At 52.8% G+C, this 16,677-nt stretch carries 12 protein-coding genes; 3 read left to right on the top strand and 9 right to left on the bottom strand.

Features of this window, described 5'->3' with window-relative positions:
• The first annotated feature begins 104 nt into the window (after nucleotides 1-104).
• The 3 genes from MMW58_RS27410 to MMW58_RS27420 all read left to right on the top strand — a co-directional run bounded on the left by MMW58_RS27410 (nucleotide 105) and on the right by MMW58_RS27420 (nucleotide 2,431).
• The gene (locus MMW58_RS27410; RefSeq protein ID WP_241722499.1) at nucleotides 105-1,637 is read left to right on the top strand and encodes a sensor domain-containing diguanylate cyclase; all 1,533 of its coding nucleotides are present in this window, start codon (nucleotides 105-107) and stop codon (nucleotides 1,635-1,637) included.
• Between the two features lie 173 nt (nucleotides 1,638-1,810).
• Entirely contained in the window at nucleotides 1,811-2,116 is a 306-nt protein-coding gene (locus tag MMW58_RS27415) for a PTS sugar transporter subunit IIB (RefSeq protein WP_041143545.1), read from the top strand.
• A gap of 3 nt (nucleotides 2,117-2,119) precedes the next feature.
• Complete coding sequence (locus MMW58_RS27420; protein ID WP_041143544.1) at nucleotides 2,120-2,431, top strand: PTS lactose/cellobiose transporter subunit IIA; 312 nt, start codon at nucleotides 2,120-2,122, stop codon at nucleotides 2,429-2,431.
• 49 nt (nucleotides 2,432-2,480) lie between these two features.
• Here the strand turns inward: MMW58_RS27420 and MMW58_RS27425 are convergent, their stop codons facing one another.
• The 9 genes from MMW58_RS27425 to secE form a co-directional block, all read right to left on the bottom strand.
• On the bottom strand, nucleotides 2,481-3,821 hold the full coding sequence (locus MMW58_RS27425; RefSeq protein WP_241722500.1) for an anaerobic C4-dicarboxylate transporter: 1,341 nt from the start codon (nucleotides 3,819-3,821) through the stop codon (nucleotides 2,481-2,483).
• Nucleotides 3,822-4,231: 410 nt separating this feature from the next.
• Nucleotides 4,232-8,455, bottom strand: coding sequence for a DNA-directed RNA polymerase subunit beta' (rpoC, locus tag MMW58_RS27430; RefSeq protein WP_123706644.1), 4,224 nt, complete (start codon nucleotides 8,453-8,455; stop codon nucleotides 4,232-4,234).
• Between the two features lie 76 nt (nucleotides 8,456-8,531).
• Nucleotides 8,532-12,560, bottom strand: a complete 4,029-nt coding sequence (gene rpoB / locus MMW58_RS27435) for a DNA-directed RNA polymerase subunit beta (RefSeq protein ID WP_123706645.1) — start codon at nucleotides 12,558-12,560, stop codon at nucleotides 8,532-8,534.
• A 320-nt stretch (nucleotides 12,561-12,880) separates the two neighbouring features.
• Entirely contained in the window at nucleotides 12,881-13,246 is a 366-nt protein-coding gene (gene rplL, locus MMW58_RS27440) for a 50S ribosomal protein L7/L12 (RefSeq protein ID WP_004118416.1), read from the bottom strand.
• 66 nt (nucleotides 13,247-13,312) lie between these two features.
• Nucleotides 13,313-13,810, bottom strand: a complete 498-nt coding sequence (gene rplJ, locus MMW58_RS27445; RefSeq protein WP_241722501.1) for a 50S ribosomal protein L10 — start codon at nucleotides 13,808-13,810, stop codon at nucleotides 13,313-13,315.
• Between the two features lie 417 nt (nucleotides 13,811-14,227).
• Nucleotides 14,228-14,932: a 50S ribosomal protein L1 gene (gene rplA, locus MMW58_RS27450; protein WP_133601470.1), complete on the bottom strand. Its 705-nt coding sequence runs from the start codon at nucleotides 14,930-14,932 to the stop codon at nucleotides 14,228-14,230.
• 3 nt (nucleotides 14,933-14,935) lie between these two features.
• Nucleotides 14,936-15,364 carry a 50S ribosomal protein L11 gene (rplK, locus tag MMW58_RS27455; protein ID WP_041143538.1) on the bottom strand — a complete coding sequence of 143 codons (429 nt, stop codon included), beginning with the start codon at nucleotides 15,362-15,364 and terminating at the stop codon, nucleotides 14,936-14,938.
• 155 nt (nucleotides 15,365-15,519) lie between these two features.
• On the bottom strand, nucleotides 15,520-16,065 hold the full coding sequence (nusG, locus tag MMW58_RS27460) for a transcription termination/antitermination protein NusG (RefSeq protein WP_041143537.1): 546 nt from the start codon (nucleotides 16,063-16,065) through the stop codon (nucleotides 15,520-15,522).
• A 1-nt stretch (nucleotide 16,066) separates the two neighbouring features.
• Nucleotides 16,067-16,450 (bottom strand): preprotein translocase subunit SecE, encoded by a 384-nt coding sequence (gene secE, locus MMW58_RS27465; RefSeq protein ID WP_041143536.1) that lies wholly within the window; start codon nucleotides 16,448-16,450, stop codon nucleotides 16,067-16,069.
• Nucleotides 16,451-16,677 lie beyond the last annotated feature (227 nt).

Consider the following 16,677-nt stretch of genomic DNA (forward strand, 5'->3'; position numbering starts at 1 on the left):
CGTGGTTATAATTGACCAATAGTTACCTGATTCGCTCGGCAGGCATGCTGGCTAAACCTGCGTATTAACCTACGGTTTATACCTTCTGGAACGATTTACGACTCATGGCTCGTCACAACAGAAAACTCTCTTTTACTACGCCGATTCTGGTGGGGTTTGCGGGGATTTTACTCAGTTTTTTACTGCTCGCAGCGTTCGTCATTGCCACTCAGAAAAAGAATTTTCTTGAGGACTATCACCACGTTAATCGCAACTTCACCCATAATCTGGCCATTAACTACACCGAATCGCTGCTCCGCGAAAATGATTATATTCTCAGCCGCGCTACCACCTTTTTTTCCCGCAATGACGAGCTCAATAGCGCCGTTAATCTCGATCCGCAGAAAGGTTTACGCGCGCTGATGCAGCTTCAGGAGCTGATGCAAACCGTCTCTTCTATCTCGCTGGCGGATACCCAGGCGCACTACCTGCGCGCACCGGAGGTGCTGGAGACGGAAGATAGCCGGAAGTTCGATCCTGAATCTCGTCCGTGGTTTATCAAACAGGCGGAAGCCAGTACGTTCAGCCTCTACACCAGCCCCTACCTGGACTACTTTACCCATCGCCCCACCGTTACCCTCTATCGCCCGGTCATCTCCCCGGAAGGACGGCTCAAAGGCAGCCTCGCCTTCCATATGGATCTGACGTCGATGGGGTACGCGCTGCGGCAGATGGTGGCGCCGGTGCAGGGCGAGTTTTTTGTCGTGCAGCGCGACGGCAAAGTGGTGCTCCATCCGGATCCTGGCGCCCTGTTTAAGCCCTACGTCAGCAGCCGCCTGATGGATAACATGACCAGCGCTGAGGGGCAGCTATACGATATCGCCAGCGATAGCTGGTATTACTACTATTCGTTTACTAATCCCGACTGGTTCGTTATCTACCGCGTCAATAATTCCACCCTGCTCGACCTGACGCGCTATCAAACCGATATTGTCGCCTGGGGATTTGCCCTCGGCGCCATTGTCATTATCCTGTTCGGCCTCTACCTGCGCCACGCTTCGCGCACGGTGCTGATGAATATCATCAATGCCATTAAGACCGGCGACGCCCAGCGCGCCCCGCGGCTGGAAGCGATGCTGAGCAAGGCTATCGAAAGCAATAAGCAGCGCGAACTCACCTACGTGCGCCAGGCCACCATCGATGCCCTGACCGGCTGTAAAAACCGCCGCGCCTTCGATAGCGACATCGCGGCGCTAATGAACGATCATCAGCCGTTCGCCCTGGCGCTGGTCGACATCGATAACTTTAAATCAATTAACGACACCTGGGGCCACCTCAACGGCGATATCGTTCTGCGCAGCGTCGCCCGTGAAGGGCTGCAAATCCTGCAGCCGCTGCAGATTTCACTCTACCGCTACGGGGGAGAGGAGTTTGCCGTGGTATTTACCGCAGAGCATCTCACTCATGCCCATACGCTGCTCGAAAGCTGGCGGATTAAGATTGCCCAGCGCACCTGGCGTGAAGAGGGGCTAAGCGTAACCTTCAGCGCCGGCCTCGGCGAATGGAACATGGAGCCGCTGGATAAACTGGTGGTCAGCGTCGACGAAGCGCTCTATAAAGCGAAACAGCAGGGCAAGAATCAGATCGTCAGAACCTAAAGCCTCTCCCCTCGTAAAGCCCGCTTCGGCGGGCTTTTTTGTCTTTTCAGCCCGCAAACCGAAACCGGTTTCATTATTTTGTGATGCCTTACACACAATCGCTGCAAAGCGGTTGTTCCGTCACCCTGCCCGCGCTAAAGATGGTACATCAAGGAACATAAAGGCGACGAACTATGAAGAATATCGTTTTATGCTGTGCCGCAGGTATGTCCACCAGCATGCTGGTTCAACGTATGCAAGCTGCCGCGCAGCAGAAAGGGGTGGAAGTCTCGATTAAAGCCGTGCCGGTTGCTGAATTTAAAGACAATCTGGCCGCTGCCGATATTATCCTGCTGGGCCCTCAGGTGAAATACGAGCAGGCGAAACTACAGGCGCTGGCCGATCCGTTCGGTAAAAAAGTTGCCGTTATCGATATGATGGATTACGGCATGATGAAAGGCGATGCCGTTCTGGATAAAGCCCTGAAGTTGATGGAGTAAGAGATGGAAGATTTAGAAACGATCATTATGGAGCTGCTGGTTAACGCCGGTTCAGCGCGTAGCTCTGCATTAACCGCACTGCAGCTGGCGCGCAAAGGCGATTTTGCCGCCGCCGAACAGGCGATGGCAGAATCTCATGAATTTGTGAAGCACGCGCATAAAATCCAGACCCAGCTTATCGGTCTGGATGAAGGGTCCGGCAAGCTTCCGGTCAACCTGATTACCGTTCACTCTCAGGACCATCTGATGAACGCGATGGTCATCCAGGATCTGGCGACCGATATGATCGAACTGTATCGCCGTATTCCGCAGTAAATGAAACCGCTTTATGCAGCAGGTGCCCGTTCGGCACCTGCCTTTTTTATTACAGAAATCCGTATAGCGCGGCAAATATCCAGCCAAATACGCACGAGACGCTGACGCCAATCAACCCCGGCAAAATAAAGCTGTGGTTAATGACAAAGCGGCCGATTCGGGTCGTGCCCGAGCGGTCGAACTGAATAGCGGCCAGGTCGCTGGGATAGGTTGGCAGAATATAATAACCGTAGCACGCCGGCGCGGACGCCACGATATAGGCCGGGTCGACGCCAATCGCCAGCGCAACGGGGACAATCGCCGCCAGCGCCGCCGCCTGGGAGTTGACGAATTTGGAGACAATCAGCAGGACAATAGCGTAGGCCCACGGATACTCTTTTACCATCTCGCCCAGCACGCCCTTAATCTCCGACATGTGCGCACCAAACATGGTCTCCGCCATCCATGCAATGCCGTATACCGCCACAATGGCGATCATTCCCGAGCGAAATACCTCATTTTTAGAAATAGAGGCCGGATTGGTTTTGGTGATGATGATGATGAGCGCCCCGGAAAGCAGCATAAACATCTGGATAACCAGCACCATCGACAGCGGCTTGCCGTCGAAAGCGGGCCGCAGCTCGGAGAACGCGCCCAGCAGGGCTACCACGGCAATAGACGCCAGGAAGATCCACATCGCCACCCAGTTACTGATCGGCAGCTTGCGATCCAGCAGCGTCGCGGTATCGCCGTATACGTAGTGGCGGTTTTCCGGTGTGGCGATAAACGCCTGGAACTCTTCGTCTTTATCCAAATCCTTGCCGCGGAACCAGCTAAAAATACCGATCGCCAGAATTCCCAGCAGGGTTGACGGGATGGTGATCGCCAGCAGATCGAGAAACTCCAGGTGCTTGCCGTTAAACGTAAAGTTACCGAGCATTGCCACCAGCGAAACGACCGCAACGGAAACCGGGCTGGCGATAATACCCATCTGTGCGCCAATGGAGCTTGCCGCCATAGGACGCTCGGGACGAATATTATTCTTAATCGCGACGTCATAGATAATTGGCAGGATGGTATAGACCACGTGGCCGGTGCCGCAAAGGATAGTCAACGTACAGGTCACAAATGGCGCGACGATTGACACGTACTTTGGATTACGCCGCAGAAGCTTTTCGGCAATCTGCAGCATCACGTCTAACCCGCCGGAAGCCTGTAACGTCGCCGAGGCGGCTACTACCGCAATAATCACCAGCATGACATCAACCGGCGGTTTTCCCGGCTGAAGATGGAAGACAAAGACTAAAATAACCAGCCCGATGCCGCCTAAAAGGCCCAGCGCAATCCCGCCTTTTCGGGCTCCATAAAACAAACACACTAAGATAATGACGAGTTGTATAGCAAATTCCATGCATCCCCCAGAACCACTCTATTAGGTCGAAAACATCTATCGCGGTCGTCTCATTCTTATTTAGCGGCCTCCTCGATGGCGTTTTAAATAGACGAGGCGGCGCCTCAGCGGGTGAGAACTGAAAATAAGGAAAGGCGCAATCACCTGATTATCCGTATTTTTTGACTATACCTTTTTTGATTTTTAATTTTTTGATACGCGTAGAATTTTTACCCATATATTTACTATGGAATAAAAACAGGAGCAGCTGGTGGGATTTATATTAATAAAATAAGGCTCAATTGATACTTATCTATTAATGGAATGTAATCAAATATAGATTAAATAAAATCACGCGCTGATGCGGCAGCGCAGGAATAAAAAAAGCCAGTCAGGAGACCTGACTGGCTTTTTTAGCACAGCGTCAACGATTAATCGTTGTCTGAACCGCCCAGACCCGCGTTCAGCAGCTCTGCCAGGTTGGCAGAAGCTTCTTCAACGGTGACCTGCGGTGCAGCAGGCTGTTCGCCAGCTGCCTTGCGGCGCATACGATCCTGGTGGTACGCATAGCCGGTACCAGCCGGGATCAGACGACCCACGATAACGTTCTCTTTCAGGCCACGCAGTTCGTCGCGTTTGCCCGCAACGGCTGCTTCGGTCAGGACACGGGTAGTCTCCTGGAACGATGCCGCAGAGATGAACGATTCGGTTGCCAGAGACGCTTTGGTGATACCCAGCAGGTCGCGGGAGTAAGTTGCCGCAACTTTGCCATTCGCTTCCAGATCGCGGTTAGCAATCTTGACGCGGGAGTATTCAACCTGCTCGCCTTCCAGGAAGTCGGAGCTACCGGCACTGTCGATAGTCGCTTTACGCAGCATCTGACGAACGATAACTTCGATGTGCTTATCGTTAATCTTAACGCCTTGCAGACGGTAAACGTCCTGTACTTCGTTGGTGATATAACGCGTTACCGCGTGTACGCCACGAAGACGCAGAATGTCGTGCGGCGCTTCCGGACCGTCGGAAACCACGTCACCACGTTCTACACGTTCACCTTCAAACACGTTCAGCTGACGCCATTTCGGAATCATCTCTTCGTATGGATCGCTACCGTCTAACGGAGTGATGACCAGACGACGTTTACCTTTGGTTTCTTTACCGAAGGAGATGATACCGCTGATTTCTGCCAGAATTGCCGGCTCTTTCGGGCGACGCGCCTCGAACAGGTCAGCAACGCGCGGCAGACCACCGGTGATATCCTTGGTACCGCTGGATTCCTGAGGAATACGCGCCAGTGCGTCACCCGCACTGATCTGGATACCATCTTCCAGCTGGACGATCGCTTTACCCGGCAGGAAGTACTGCGCAGGCATATCGGTGCCAGGGATCAGAACGTCGTTACCGTTAGCATCAACGATTTTCAGGGCCGGACGCAGGTCTTTACCACCCGCCGTACGCTCTGCAGAATCCAGAACCACCAGCGAAGACAGACCGGTCAGCTCGTCGGTCTGACGAGTAATGGTCTGGCCGTCAATCATGTCAGTAAAGCGGATGAAACCACTTACTTCAGTGATAACCGGCATGGTGTGCGGATCCCAGTTTGCTACGGTTTCGCCGCCAGCAACCTGCTCACCATCACCTTTACCCATCACCGCACCGTAAGGAACTTTATAGCTCTCTTTGGTACGACCGAATTCGTCGATCAGCTTCAGCTCGGTGTTACGTGAGGTCACTACCAGCTTGCCGGCAGAGTTGACAACCGATTTAGCGTTGCTAAGACGGATGCTACCTTTGTTTTTCACCTGGATGCTGGATTCAGCAGCCGCACGAGATGCCGCACCACCGATGTGGAACGTACGCATCGTCAGCTGTGTACCCGGCTCACCGATGGACTGTGCTGCGATAACGCCGATAGCCTCACCTTTGTTGATGATGTGGCCACGCGCCAGGTCACGACCGTAGCAGTGCGCACATACACCAAAGTCGGTGTCACAGGATACGACGGAACGCACTTTGACGGAGTCAACGGAGTTCTCTTCCAACAGGTCACACCAGTGCTCGTGCAGCAGCGTGTTGCGTGGAACCAGAATATCCGCAGTACCCGGCTTCAGTACGTCTTCAGCGGTCACACGACCCAGTACGCGATCGCGCAGCGGCTCTTTAACATCACCACCCTCGATAACCGGGGTCATGGTAATGCCTTCCAGGGTGCCACAGTCGTCTTCAGTAACAACCAGGTCCTGTGCAACGTCAACCAGACGACGAGTCAGGTAACCGGAGTTCGCTGTTTTCAGTGCGGTATCCGCCAGACCTTTACGCGCACCGTGCGTGGAGATGAAGTACTGGAGTACGTTCAGACCTTCACGGAAGTTCGCGGTGATCGGCGTTTCGATGATGGAGCCATCCGGCTTCGCCATCAGACCACGCATACCAGCCAGCTGGCGAATCTGTGCCGCAGAACCACGCGCACCGGAGTCGGCCATCATGTAGATGCTGTTGAAGGAAACCTGCTGCTCTTCGACGCCGTCACGGTTAATAACGGTTTCGGTTTGCAGGTTATCCATCATCGCTTTGGATACACGATCGTTCGCCGCAGCCCAGATATCGATAACTTTGTTGTAGCGTTCGCCAGCGGTAACCAGACCGGACTGGAACTGTTCCTGGATTTCAGCAACTTCAGCTTCCGCTTCGCTGATGATCTCGTGTTTTTTCTCCGGGATGACCATGTCATCAATACCAACGGATGCACCTGAACGCGCTGCATAAGCAAAGCCGGTGTACATCGTCTGGTCCGCAAAAATAACGGTCGGTTTCAGGCCCAGAATACGGTAGCAGGTGTTCAGCATTTTGGAGATTGCTTTCTTACCCAGCGCCTGGTTCACGATAGTGAACGGCAGACCTTTAGGCACGATCATCCACAGAATCGCACGGCCAACGGTCGTGTCCTTCAGGCTGGTTTTCGCTACGAACTGGCCGTTTTCATCTTTTTCGTATTCGGTGATACGCACTTTAACGCGCGCATGCAGAGAGGCCAGGCCAGCGCGATAAATACGCTCAGCTTCTTTCGGGCCAGTCAGCACCATGCCTTCGCCTTTGGCGTTAACACAGTCACGGGTCATGTAGTACAGACCCAGTACAACGTCCTGAGACGGAACGATGATAGGCTCGCCGTTCGCCGGGGACAGGATGTTGTTGGTAGACATCATCAGCGCACGCGCTTCCAGCTGGGCTTCCAGCGTCAGCGGTACGTGAACAGCCATCTGGTCACCATCGAAGTCGGCGTTATATGCCGCACAGACCAGCGGGTGCAGCTGGATAGCTTTACCTTCGATCAGTACCGGCTCAAATGCCTGGATACCCAAACGGTGCAGGGTTGGTGCACGGTTCAGCAGTACCGGGTGTTCGCGGATAACTTCGTCCAGGATATCCCAAACGACGGCTTCTTCGCGCTCAACCATTTTCTTCGCAGCTTTAATGGTGGTAGCAAGACCACGCAGTTCCAGCTTGCCGTAGATGAACGGTTTGAACAGCTCCAGCGCCATTTTCTTCGGCAGACCGCACTGATGCAGACGCAGGTATGGACCTACGGTGATAACAGAACGACCGGAGTAGTCAACGCGTTTACCCAGCAGGTTCTGACGGAAACGACCCTGTTTACCTTTGATCATATCGGCCAAAGATTTCAGAGGACGTTTGTTCGAACCGGTGATAGCACGACCGCGACGACCGTTATCCAGCAGGGCGTCAACCGCTTCCTGCAGCATACGTTTTTCGTTGCGTACGATGATATCCGGCGCAGCCAGATCCAGCAGACGTTTCAGACGGTTGTTACGGTTAATGACGCGACGATACAGATCGTTCAGGTCAGAAGTCGCGAAACGACCACCATCCAGCGGAACCAGCGGACGCAGATCTGGCGGCAGAACCGGCAGAACGGTCAGGATCATCCACTCAGGCTTGTTGCCAGACTGAACGAAAGCTTCCAGCAGTTTGATACGCTTGGTCAGCTTTTTACGCTTGGTTTCGGAGTTGGTTTCGTTCAGCTCTTCACGCAGCTGCTCGCATTCCTGCTCCAGATCCATGCTCTTCAGCAGGGCCTGAATAGCTTCGGCGCCCATCTTCGCGTCGAACTCGTCGCCGAACTCTTCCAGCGCGTCCAGATACTGCTCTTCAGTCAGGATCTGGTTACGTTCGAGGTTCGTCATCCCGCCTTCGATAACCACATAGGATTCGAAGTACAGAACGCGTTCGATATCACGCAGCGGCATATCCAGCAGCAGGCCGATACGGGACGGCAGCGACTTCAGGAACCAAATGTGGGCGGTCGGAGACGCCAGCTCGATGTGGCCCATGCGCTCACGACGCACTTTAGTCTGGGTCACTTCAACGCCGCACTTCTCACAGATCACACCACGGTGTTTCAGGCGCTTGTACTTACCGCACAGGCACTCGTAGTCTTTTACTGGCCCGAAAATACGCGCACAGAAAAGGCCGTCACGTTCTGGTTTGAACGTACGGTAGTTAATGGTTTCCGGCTTTTTAACTTCACCGAAAGACCATGAACGGATCATGTCTGGCGAGGCCAGAGCAATTTTGATCGCATCAAACTCTTCGGTTTTAGTCTGCGCTTTCAGAAACTTTAATAAATCTTTCACGGATTTGCTCCCGTCGGAGTTAGCACAATCTGGCGCCGGGTATGACCCCGGCACCAGTGACCTGTTTGAGCGAGAGTTACTCGTCTTCCAGTTCGATGTTGATGCCCAGCGAGCGAATCTCTTTCAACAGTACGTTGAAGGATTCCGGCATGCCCGGTTCCATCTGATGGTTGCCGTCCACGATGTTTTTATACATCTTGGTACGACCGTTAACGTCATCAGACTTGACGGTAAGCATTTCCTGCAGGGTGTATGCCGCGCCGTAAGCTTCCAGCGCCCATACTTCCATCTCACCGAAGCGCTGACCACCGAACTGAGCCTTACCACCCAGCGGCTGCTGAGTAACCAGGCTGTAAGAACCGGTAGAACGCGCATGCATCTTGTCATCAACCAGGTGGTTCAGTTTCAGCATGTACATATAGCCGACGGTAACCTGGCGTTCGAACTGCTCGCCGGTACGACCGTCGAACAGGGTAATCTGACCGGAAGTCGGCAGGCCACCCAGCTGTAACAGTTCCTTGATTTCAGACTCTTTCGCACCGTCGAATACCGGCGTTGCGATCGGCATACCTTTTTTCAGGTTTTCAGCAAGACGCAGAACTTCATCATCGGTGAAGGTATTCAAATCAACCTTCTGGCGAACGTCTGTACCCAGATCGTACGCTTTCTGGATGAATTCGCGCAGCTTGGCGACTTCCTGCTGCTGTTTCAGCATGGCGTTGATTTTCTCGCCGATGCCTTTCGCAGCCATACCCAGGTGGGTTTCCAGAATCTGACCGATGTTCATACGAGACGGTACGCCCAGCGGGTTCAGTACGATGTCTACCGGCGTGCCGTTTTCATCGTAAGGCATATCTTCGATCGGGTTGATCTTAGAGATAACACCCTTGTTACCGTGACGGCCTGCCATTTTATCACCAGGCTGAATCTGACGTTTAACGGCCAGATACACTTTAACAATCTTCAGCACGCCAGGTGCCAGATCGTCGCCCTGAGTAATTTTACGGCGTTTCGCTTCGAGTTTTTTCTCGAACTCGTGTTTCAGTTCGTCGTACTGCTCAGCCAGCTGCTCCAGCTGATTTTGTTTCTCTTCGTCGGCCAGGCCCAGTTCCAGCCAGCGGTCACGCGGCAGCTTGTCGAGCTTCTCAGCTTCAACGCCGCCGGAGACCAGCACCGCGTAGATACGACCAAACAGGCCAGCTTCGAAGATCTGCAGTTCTTCAGACAGGTCTTTTTTCGCCTGCTTCAGCTGCATTTCTTCGATTTCCAGCGCACGTTTGTCTTTCTCAACGCCGTCGCGGGTAAAGACCTGAACGTCGATAACGGTACCGGAAACACCGTTTGGTACGCGCAGAGAAGAGTCTTTAACGTCAGACGCTTTCTCACCGAAGATCGCGCGCAGCAGTTTCTCTTCTGGCGTCAGCTGGGTTTCACCTTTCGGTGTGACCTTACCAACCAGAATGTCGCCGCCGGTCACTTCTGCACCGATGTAAACGATACCGGATTCGTCCAGTTTAGAGAGCGCAGCTTCACCCACGTTCGGGATATCAGCGGTGATCTCTTCCGGCCCCAGCTTGGTGTCACGGGACACGCACGCCAGTTCCTGGATATGAATCGTGGTGAAACGATCTTCCTGAACCACACGCTCGGAGACGAGGATGGAGTCTTCGAAGTTGTAGCCGTTCCACGGCATGAACGCTACGCGCATGTTCTGACCGAGAGCCAGTTCACCGAGGTCGGTGGACGGACCGTCTGCCAGCACGTCGCCGCGCTCAATTGGCTCACCCAGGGACACGCAAGGCATCTGGTTGATGCAGGTGTTCTGGTTAGAACGGGTGTACTTGGTCAGGTTATAGATGTCGATGCCGGCTTCGCCCGGGTACATCTCATCATCGTTAACTTTGATAACGATACGGGATGCATCCACGTACTGAACGGTACCGCCACGTTTAGCAACCGCAGTAACACCGGAGTCAACGGCAACAGCACGTTCCATACCGGTACCAACCAGCGGCTTATCAGCGCGCAGAGTCGGAACCGCCTGACGTTGCATGTTCGCACCCATCAATGCACGGTTGGCGTCATCGTGTTCCAGGAACGGGATCAGGGACGCACCGACGGAAACCACCTGCTGGGTGGATACGTCCATGTAGTCAACCTGGTCGCGGCTGAACAAGCTGGATTCGCCTTTACTACGGCACGTTACCAGGTCTTCTTCAAAGTGGCCTTCGTCATCCAGGTTGGAGTTCGCCTGAGCGATGACGTAGTTACCTTCTTCGATAGCAGAGAGGTAATGAATTTCGTCGGTGACAACGCCGTCAGTCACTTTACGATACGGAGTCTCAAGGAAGCCGTATTCGTTAGTCTGTGCGTACACGGACAGGGAGTTGATCAGACCGATGTTCGGGCCTTCAGGCGTTTCGATTGGACATACGCGACCGTAGTGAGTCGGGTGTACGTCTCGAACTTCAAAGCCTGCGCGTTCGCGGGTCAGACCACCTGGGCCGAGGGCAGAGATACGACGTTTGTGCGTAATCTCGGACAGCGGGTTGTTCTGGTCCATAAACTGAGACAGCTGGCTGGAACCAAAGAACTCTTTCACTGCTGCGGAAATCGGCTTGGCGTTGATCATATCCTGAGGCATCAGGGTATCCAGATCGCCCAGGGACAGACGCTCTTTAACCGCACGCTCTACGCGAACCAGGCCAACGCGGAACTGGTTTTCCGCCATTTCGCCAACGGAACGGATACGACGGTTGCCGAGGTGGTCGATATCATCGACTTCGCCAATACCGTTACGGATACCGATGAGCTTCTTCATCACCTGAATGATGTCGTCTTTGCTCAGGATACCGGAACCTTCAATTTCGTCACGCAGCAGAGAACGGTTGAACTTCATACGACCAACCGCGGACAGATCGTAGCGGTCTTCGGAGAAGAACAGGTTCTCAAACAGGTTTTCAGCCGCTTCACGAGTCGGCGGCTCACCCGGGCGCATCATGCGGTAGATTTCTACCAGCGCGCTCAGACGATCGTTGGTCGGGTCGACGCGTACGGTTTCAGAGATGTACGCACCGTGATCGAGATCGTTGGTGAACAGAGTTTCGATGCGCTTATGACCGGACTGGCTCAGTTTGGCCAGCAGATCAAGGCTCAGCTCCATGTTCGCCGGGCAGATCAGTTCGCCGGTCGCTGTATCGACATAGTCTTTAGCAGCAACTTTACCCGCAATGTATTCAACCGGAACTTCGATAAGCTTAATATCGTCTTTTTCCAGCTGGCGGATATGACGAGCGGTAATACGGCGTGCTTTTTCGACGTAGATCTTACCGTTAGCTTCGATGTCGAAGGACGCGGTTTCACCACGCAGACGCTCCGGAATCAGCTCCATCTGCAGCTTGTTGTCGCGAATTTCAAAGACCACTTTTTCGAAGAACAGGTCAAGGATCTGCTCAGTGGTGTAATTCAGCGCGCGCAGGATGATCGTTGCCGGCAGCTTACGACGACGGTCGATACGGACAAACAGGTTGTCTTTCGGATCGAACTCGAAGTCCAGCCAGGAACCGCGGTAAGGGATGATACGTGCGTTATACAGGACCTTACCGGAAGAGTGAGTCTTACCTTTGTCACTGTCAAAGAAGACGCCCGGGCTACGGTGCAGCTGAGAAACGATAACACGCTCGGTACCGTTGATAACAAAGGTACCGTTGTCGGTCATGAGCGGAATTTCGCCCATGTAGACTTCTTGTTCTTTGATGTCTTTAACGGTGCCTTCCGGCGCTTCACGCTCGTAGATCACCAGACGCAGTTTTACGCGCAGCGGTGCCGAATAGGTCACGCCACGGATCTGACACTCTTTAACATCAAATACTGGTTCGCCCAGGCGGTAGCTGACGTATTGCAGCTCGGAATTACCGCTGTAGCTTTTAATCGGGAACACGGAACGGAAGGCTGCTTCCAGACCATATTGCCCTTCAGGATCTTGCTCGATAAACTTCTGGAACGAATCAAGCTGGATAGAAAGGAGATAAGGTATGTCCAGAACCTGCGGACGTTTACCAAAATCCTTACGAATACGTTTTTTCTCGGTATAGGAGTAAACCATAGGGTTCCTCAGCTCGCTGACAAGTCGACCCGTCTGCCTCAGAAAGGCAGTTTTTTATGCAACACTATTTTGTGGACCGGAAAATGGAACACTTTCCGCAATACCTGTTGCTATCACGCTTAAACCATTTCGTCGCGATTTACACAGAGCGAGCACCCTGTCGCAGTATATTAAGTCGTCGATAGAAACATGCATTGTCAGGACAACCAGCAGTCAAACAGTGTGAAATGCTACTGGCACCTTACAGCGCAAAAAGGCTGGTGACTAAATAGTCACCAGCCATCAGCCTGATTACTCAGGCTGCAACCGGAAAGGTTGGCTTATTTGACTTCAACTTCAGCGCCAGCTTCTTCCAGAGATTTTTTCAGTGCTTCTGCGTCATCTTTGCTGATGCCTTCTTTCAGGGCAGCAGGTGCAGATTCTACCAGGTCTTTAGCTTCTTTCAGACCCAGGCCAGTTGCGCTACGTACTGCTTTGATTACAGCAACTTTGTTAGCGCCAGCAGCTTTCAGAATTACGTCGAATTCAGTTTTTTCTTCAGCAGCTTCAGCCGGGCCAGCAGCTACAGCTACAGCAGCAGCAGCGGAAACACCGAATTTTTCTTCCATTGCAGAGATCAGCTCAACAACGTCCATTACGGACATAGCGGATACTGCTTCAATGATTTGATCTTTAGTGATAGACATTTAAATTGTTCCTGAATATCAGAATAAGTTTATACGTAAGCGAGTGCTTTATAAAGAAATCTGCGATTAAGCAGCTTCTTTCGCATCGCGTACAGCAGCCAGAGTGCGAACCAGTTTGCCAGCCGAAGCTTCTTTCATGGTTGCCATCAGGCGTGCAATTGCTTCGTCGTAGGTCGGCAGAGTTGCCAGGCGGTCGATATTCGACGCCAGGATCAGCTCGCCTTCAAAGGCTGCGGCTTTAACCTCGAATTTTGCATTCGCTTTCGCGAACTCTTTGAACAGACGAGCGGCAGCGCCCGGGTGTTCCATAGAGTATGCAATCAGGGTCGGACCAACAAACGTGTCTTTCAGGCACTCGAACTGAGTACCTTCAACGACGCGGCGCAGCAGGGTGTTGCGGACAACACGCATGTAAACGCCAGCTTCACGACCTGCTTTACGCAGTTCAGTCATTTTATCTACAGTAACGCCACGGGAATCCGCAACTACTGCAGACAGCGCGCCATTGGCTACTTCGCTGACTTCAGCAACAATCGCTTGTTTGTCTTGAAGATTTAAAGCCATTAGCTTTGCTCCTGGATGTTTGCCAGAGCTCATGCTCTGGAACTCACTTCACTCTATTCAACGAATAGAGCGTCTTAATACGGTGAGCAGAAACAAGCCAGAGTATCCAAAAATAATCTTAGCGTTCTGTCACCGTCTACGCAGGGCATTAAGTTTCTTGCGAAACACCTGCGGTCTTCGACGGAGGCCTGGATAGGCCAGGCTCCAACGAACAAATTCTTTCTATGTCTTCGTTCTTCGAACCACAGCTGCGTTAGCTGCTTTCGCTCACACCGGTCACGTAGTCAACTACGCTCCCGGCGATTCACTCAATTGCCGCCTTGCTGCAATTCGAATAACTCGCATAGCCTCTGTTTATTTCAACAGAATCGTGGGGGTAGAATTGTAGACAAATCCACCGCCCACGTAAAGCTAATCTTAGTTCGCAGAAGCGCTCAGACCAGCCTGATCAACGGCAACGCCAGCACCCATGGTGGTGGAGAGGCTAACTTTCTTGATGAAAACGCCTTTTGCCTGAGTCGGTTTTGCTTTTTTCAGCGCAACCAGCAGGGCTTCCAGGTTTTCTTTCAGTTTGTCAGCGTCAAAGTCCACTTTACCGATGGTGGTGTGGATGATGCCGTTTTTGTCGTTACGATAGCGAACCTGACCTGCTTTAGCGTTCTTAACAGCTTCAGCAACGTTCGGAGTAACGGTACCCACTTTCGGGTTTGGCATCAGGCCGCGCGGCCCCAGAACCTGGCCCAGTTGGCCAACAACGCGCATTGCATCCGGGGAAGCAATAACAACGTCGAAGTTCATTTCGCCTTTTTTGATCTGGTCTGCCAGATCTTCCATACCTACCAGCTCGGCGCCTGCAGCTTTAGCAGCTTCAGCGTTCGGGCCCTGGGCAAATACGGCTACGCGAACGGAACGACCGGTACCGTTCGGCAGTACTGTTGCACCACGGACGTTCTGGTCAGATTTACGAGCGTCGATGCCGAGGTTAACGGCAACGTCTACGCTTTCGGTAAATTTAGCGGTGGCCAGCTCTTTCAGCAGAGCAATAGCTTCGTTGATGTCGTACTGTTTAGTCACATCAACTTTGTCACGGATCACGCGCATACGCTTGGTCAGTTTAGCCATTTCTTAATCCTCTACTACCAGGCCCATGGAACGTGCAGTACCTTCAATGGAGCGAGTCATCGCTTCAATGTCAGAACCAGTCATGTCGGCAGCTTTGGTCTGCGCGATTTCCTGCAGCTGAGCGCGGGAAATTTTACCTACTTTATCTTTGTTCGGCTTACCGGAACCAGACTTGATGCCTGCAGCTTTCTTCAGCAGAACGGCAGCCGGCGGGGTCTTGGTAACAAAGGTAAAGGAACGGTCAGCGTAAACGGTAATAACAACCGGAGTCGGCAGACCTTTTTCCAGAGATTCTGTTTTGGCGTTGAACGCTTTACAGAATTCCATGATGTTCACACCCTGCTGACCCAGTGCTGGACCAACCGGCGGGCTCGGGTTTGCCATACCAGCTGCAACCTGCAGCTTGACGTAGGCTTGTACTTTCTTAGCCATTTAAATTTCCTCGTTTGGGTATAACGCCTTTAGAAAGGCTCCCCGTTATCAATATCGTCTTACGGACACAGGGTCCATAAAAACAAAAGGCGCGAAATTGTATGTCAATTTCGCGCCTCATGCAACGATTAAATCGCTGCTTTTTTGATCGTCGCTTAGGCTTTTTCTACCTGAGCAAAGTCCAGCTCGACCGGAGTCGCACGGCCAAAGATCGAAACAGAAACCTTCAGGCGGGACTTCTCGTAGTCAACTTCTTCAACAACGCCGTTGAAGTCAGCAAACGGACCATCGCTGACGCGGACCATTTCGCCCGGCTCGAACAGCGTTTTAGGACGCGGCTTATCGCCAACCTGCTGAAGACGGTTCATGATCGCGTCGACTTCTTTGTCGCTGATCGGCGCAGGACGGTCGGATGTACCGCCGATAAAGCCCATCACACGCGGTACGCTGCGCACCAGGTGCCAGCTTGCGTCGTTCATCACCATCTGGACCAGAACGTAACCCGGGAAGAATTTGCGCTCGCTCTTGCGGCGCAGGCCACCACGGATTTCGACCACTTCTTCGGTCGGAACCATGACTTCGCCAAACAACTCTTCCATATTGTGTAATTTGATATGTTCACGCAACGAGGTAGCTACGCGACCTTCAAAACCGGAAAACGCCTGAACGACGTACCAGCGTTTTTTAGGAGCTTCAGACATCTCAGAACCTCAGGCCAGTGATAAAGGATACCAGGCGAACCAGAATACCATCCAGTCCCCACAGGATCAGTGACATTACCGCAGTTACCGCGGCAACAATCAGCGTGGTGTGCAACGTTTCCTGGCGAGTAGGCCAGATTACCTTGCGGACTTCGGTTCTCGCTTCACGGGCGAAAGCTACGGTCGCCTTACCTTTTGTGGTTAACAGCGCGACGCCACCGGCAGCAGCGATCAGAATCACCACGGCCAGCGCACGCACTGCCAGCATAATGTCACGATAAAGGAAGTTGCCTACGATGGCCACAATCAGCAGCACGGCAACGATCGTCCACTTCATCGCTTCCAGGCCGCGCCCGCTCCCTTGAGCTTCGGTATTCGCACTCATAAACCAACCTGTCACAAGAATTCAGACAAATAATTTTGCCCCGCGAGAGCGAGGCAACCAAACCGAAATGCTCTGCTGCGTTTCGGATTTAACGCCCTCTACAGAGCCTGTCTCAGCAATGATTATGACAAAAAAAATCACTGATGAGCCAGGTTCTGGTTCGAAAGCGTGCAAAAAGGGCATCAAATGATGCCCTTTTATTGCGCATTGCGTCAAATGTTATCAGC

Source organism: Klebsiella sp. HC6 (assembly GCF_022605325.1).
Taxonomy (GTDB): domain Bacteria; phylum Pseudomonadota; class Gammaproteobacteria; order Enterobacterales; family Enterobacteriaceae; genus Klebsiella; species Klebsiella terrigena.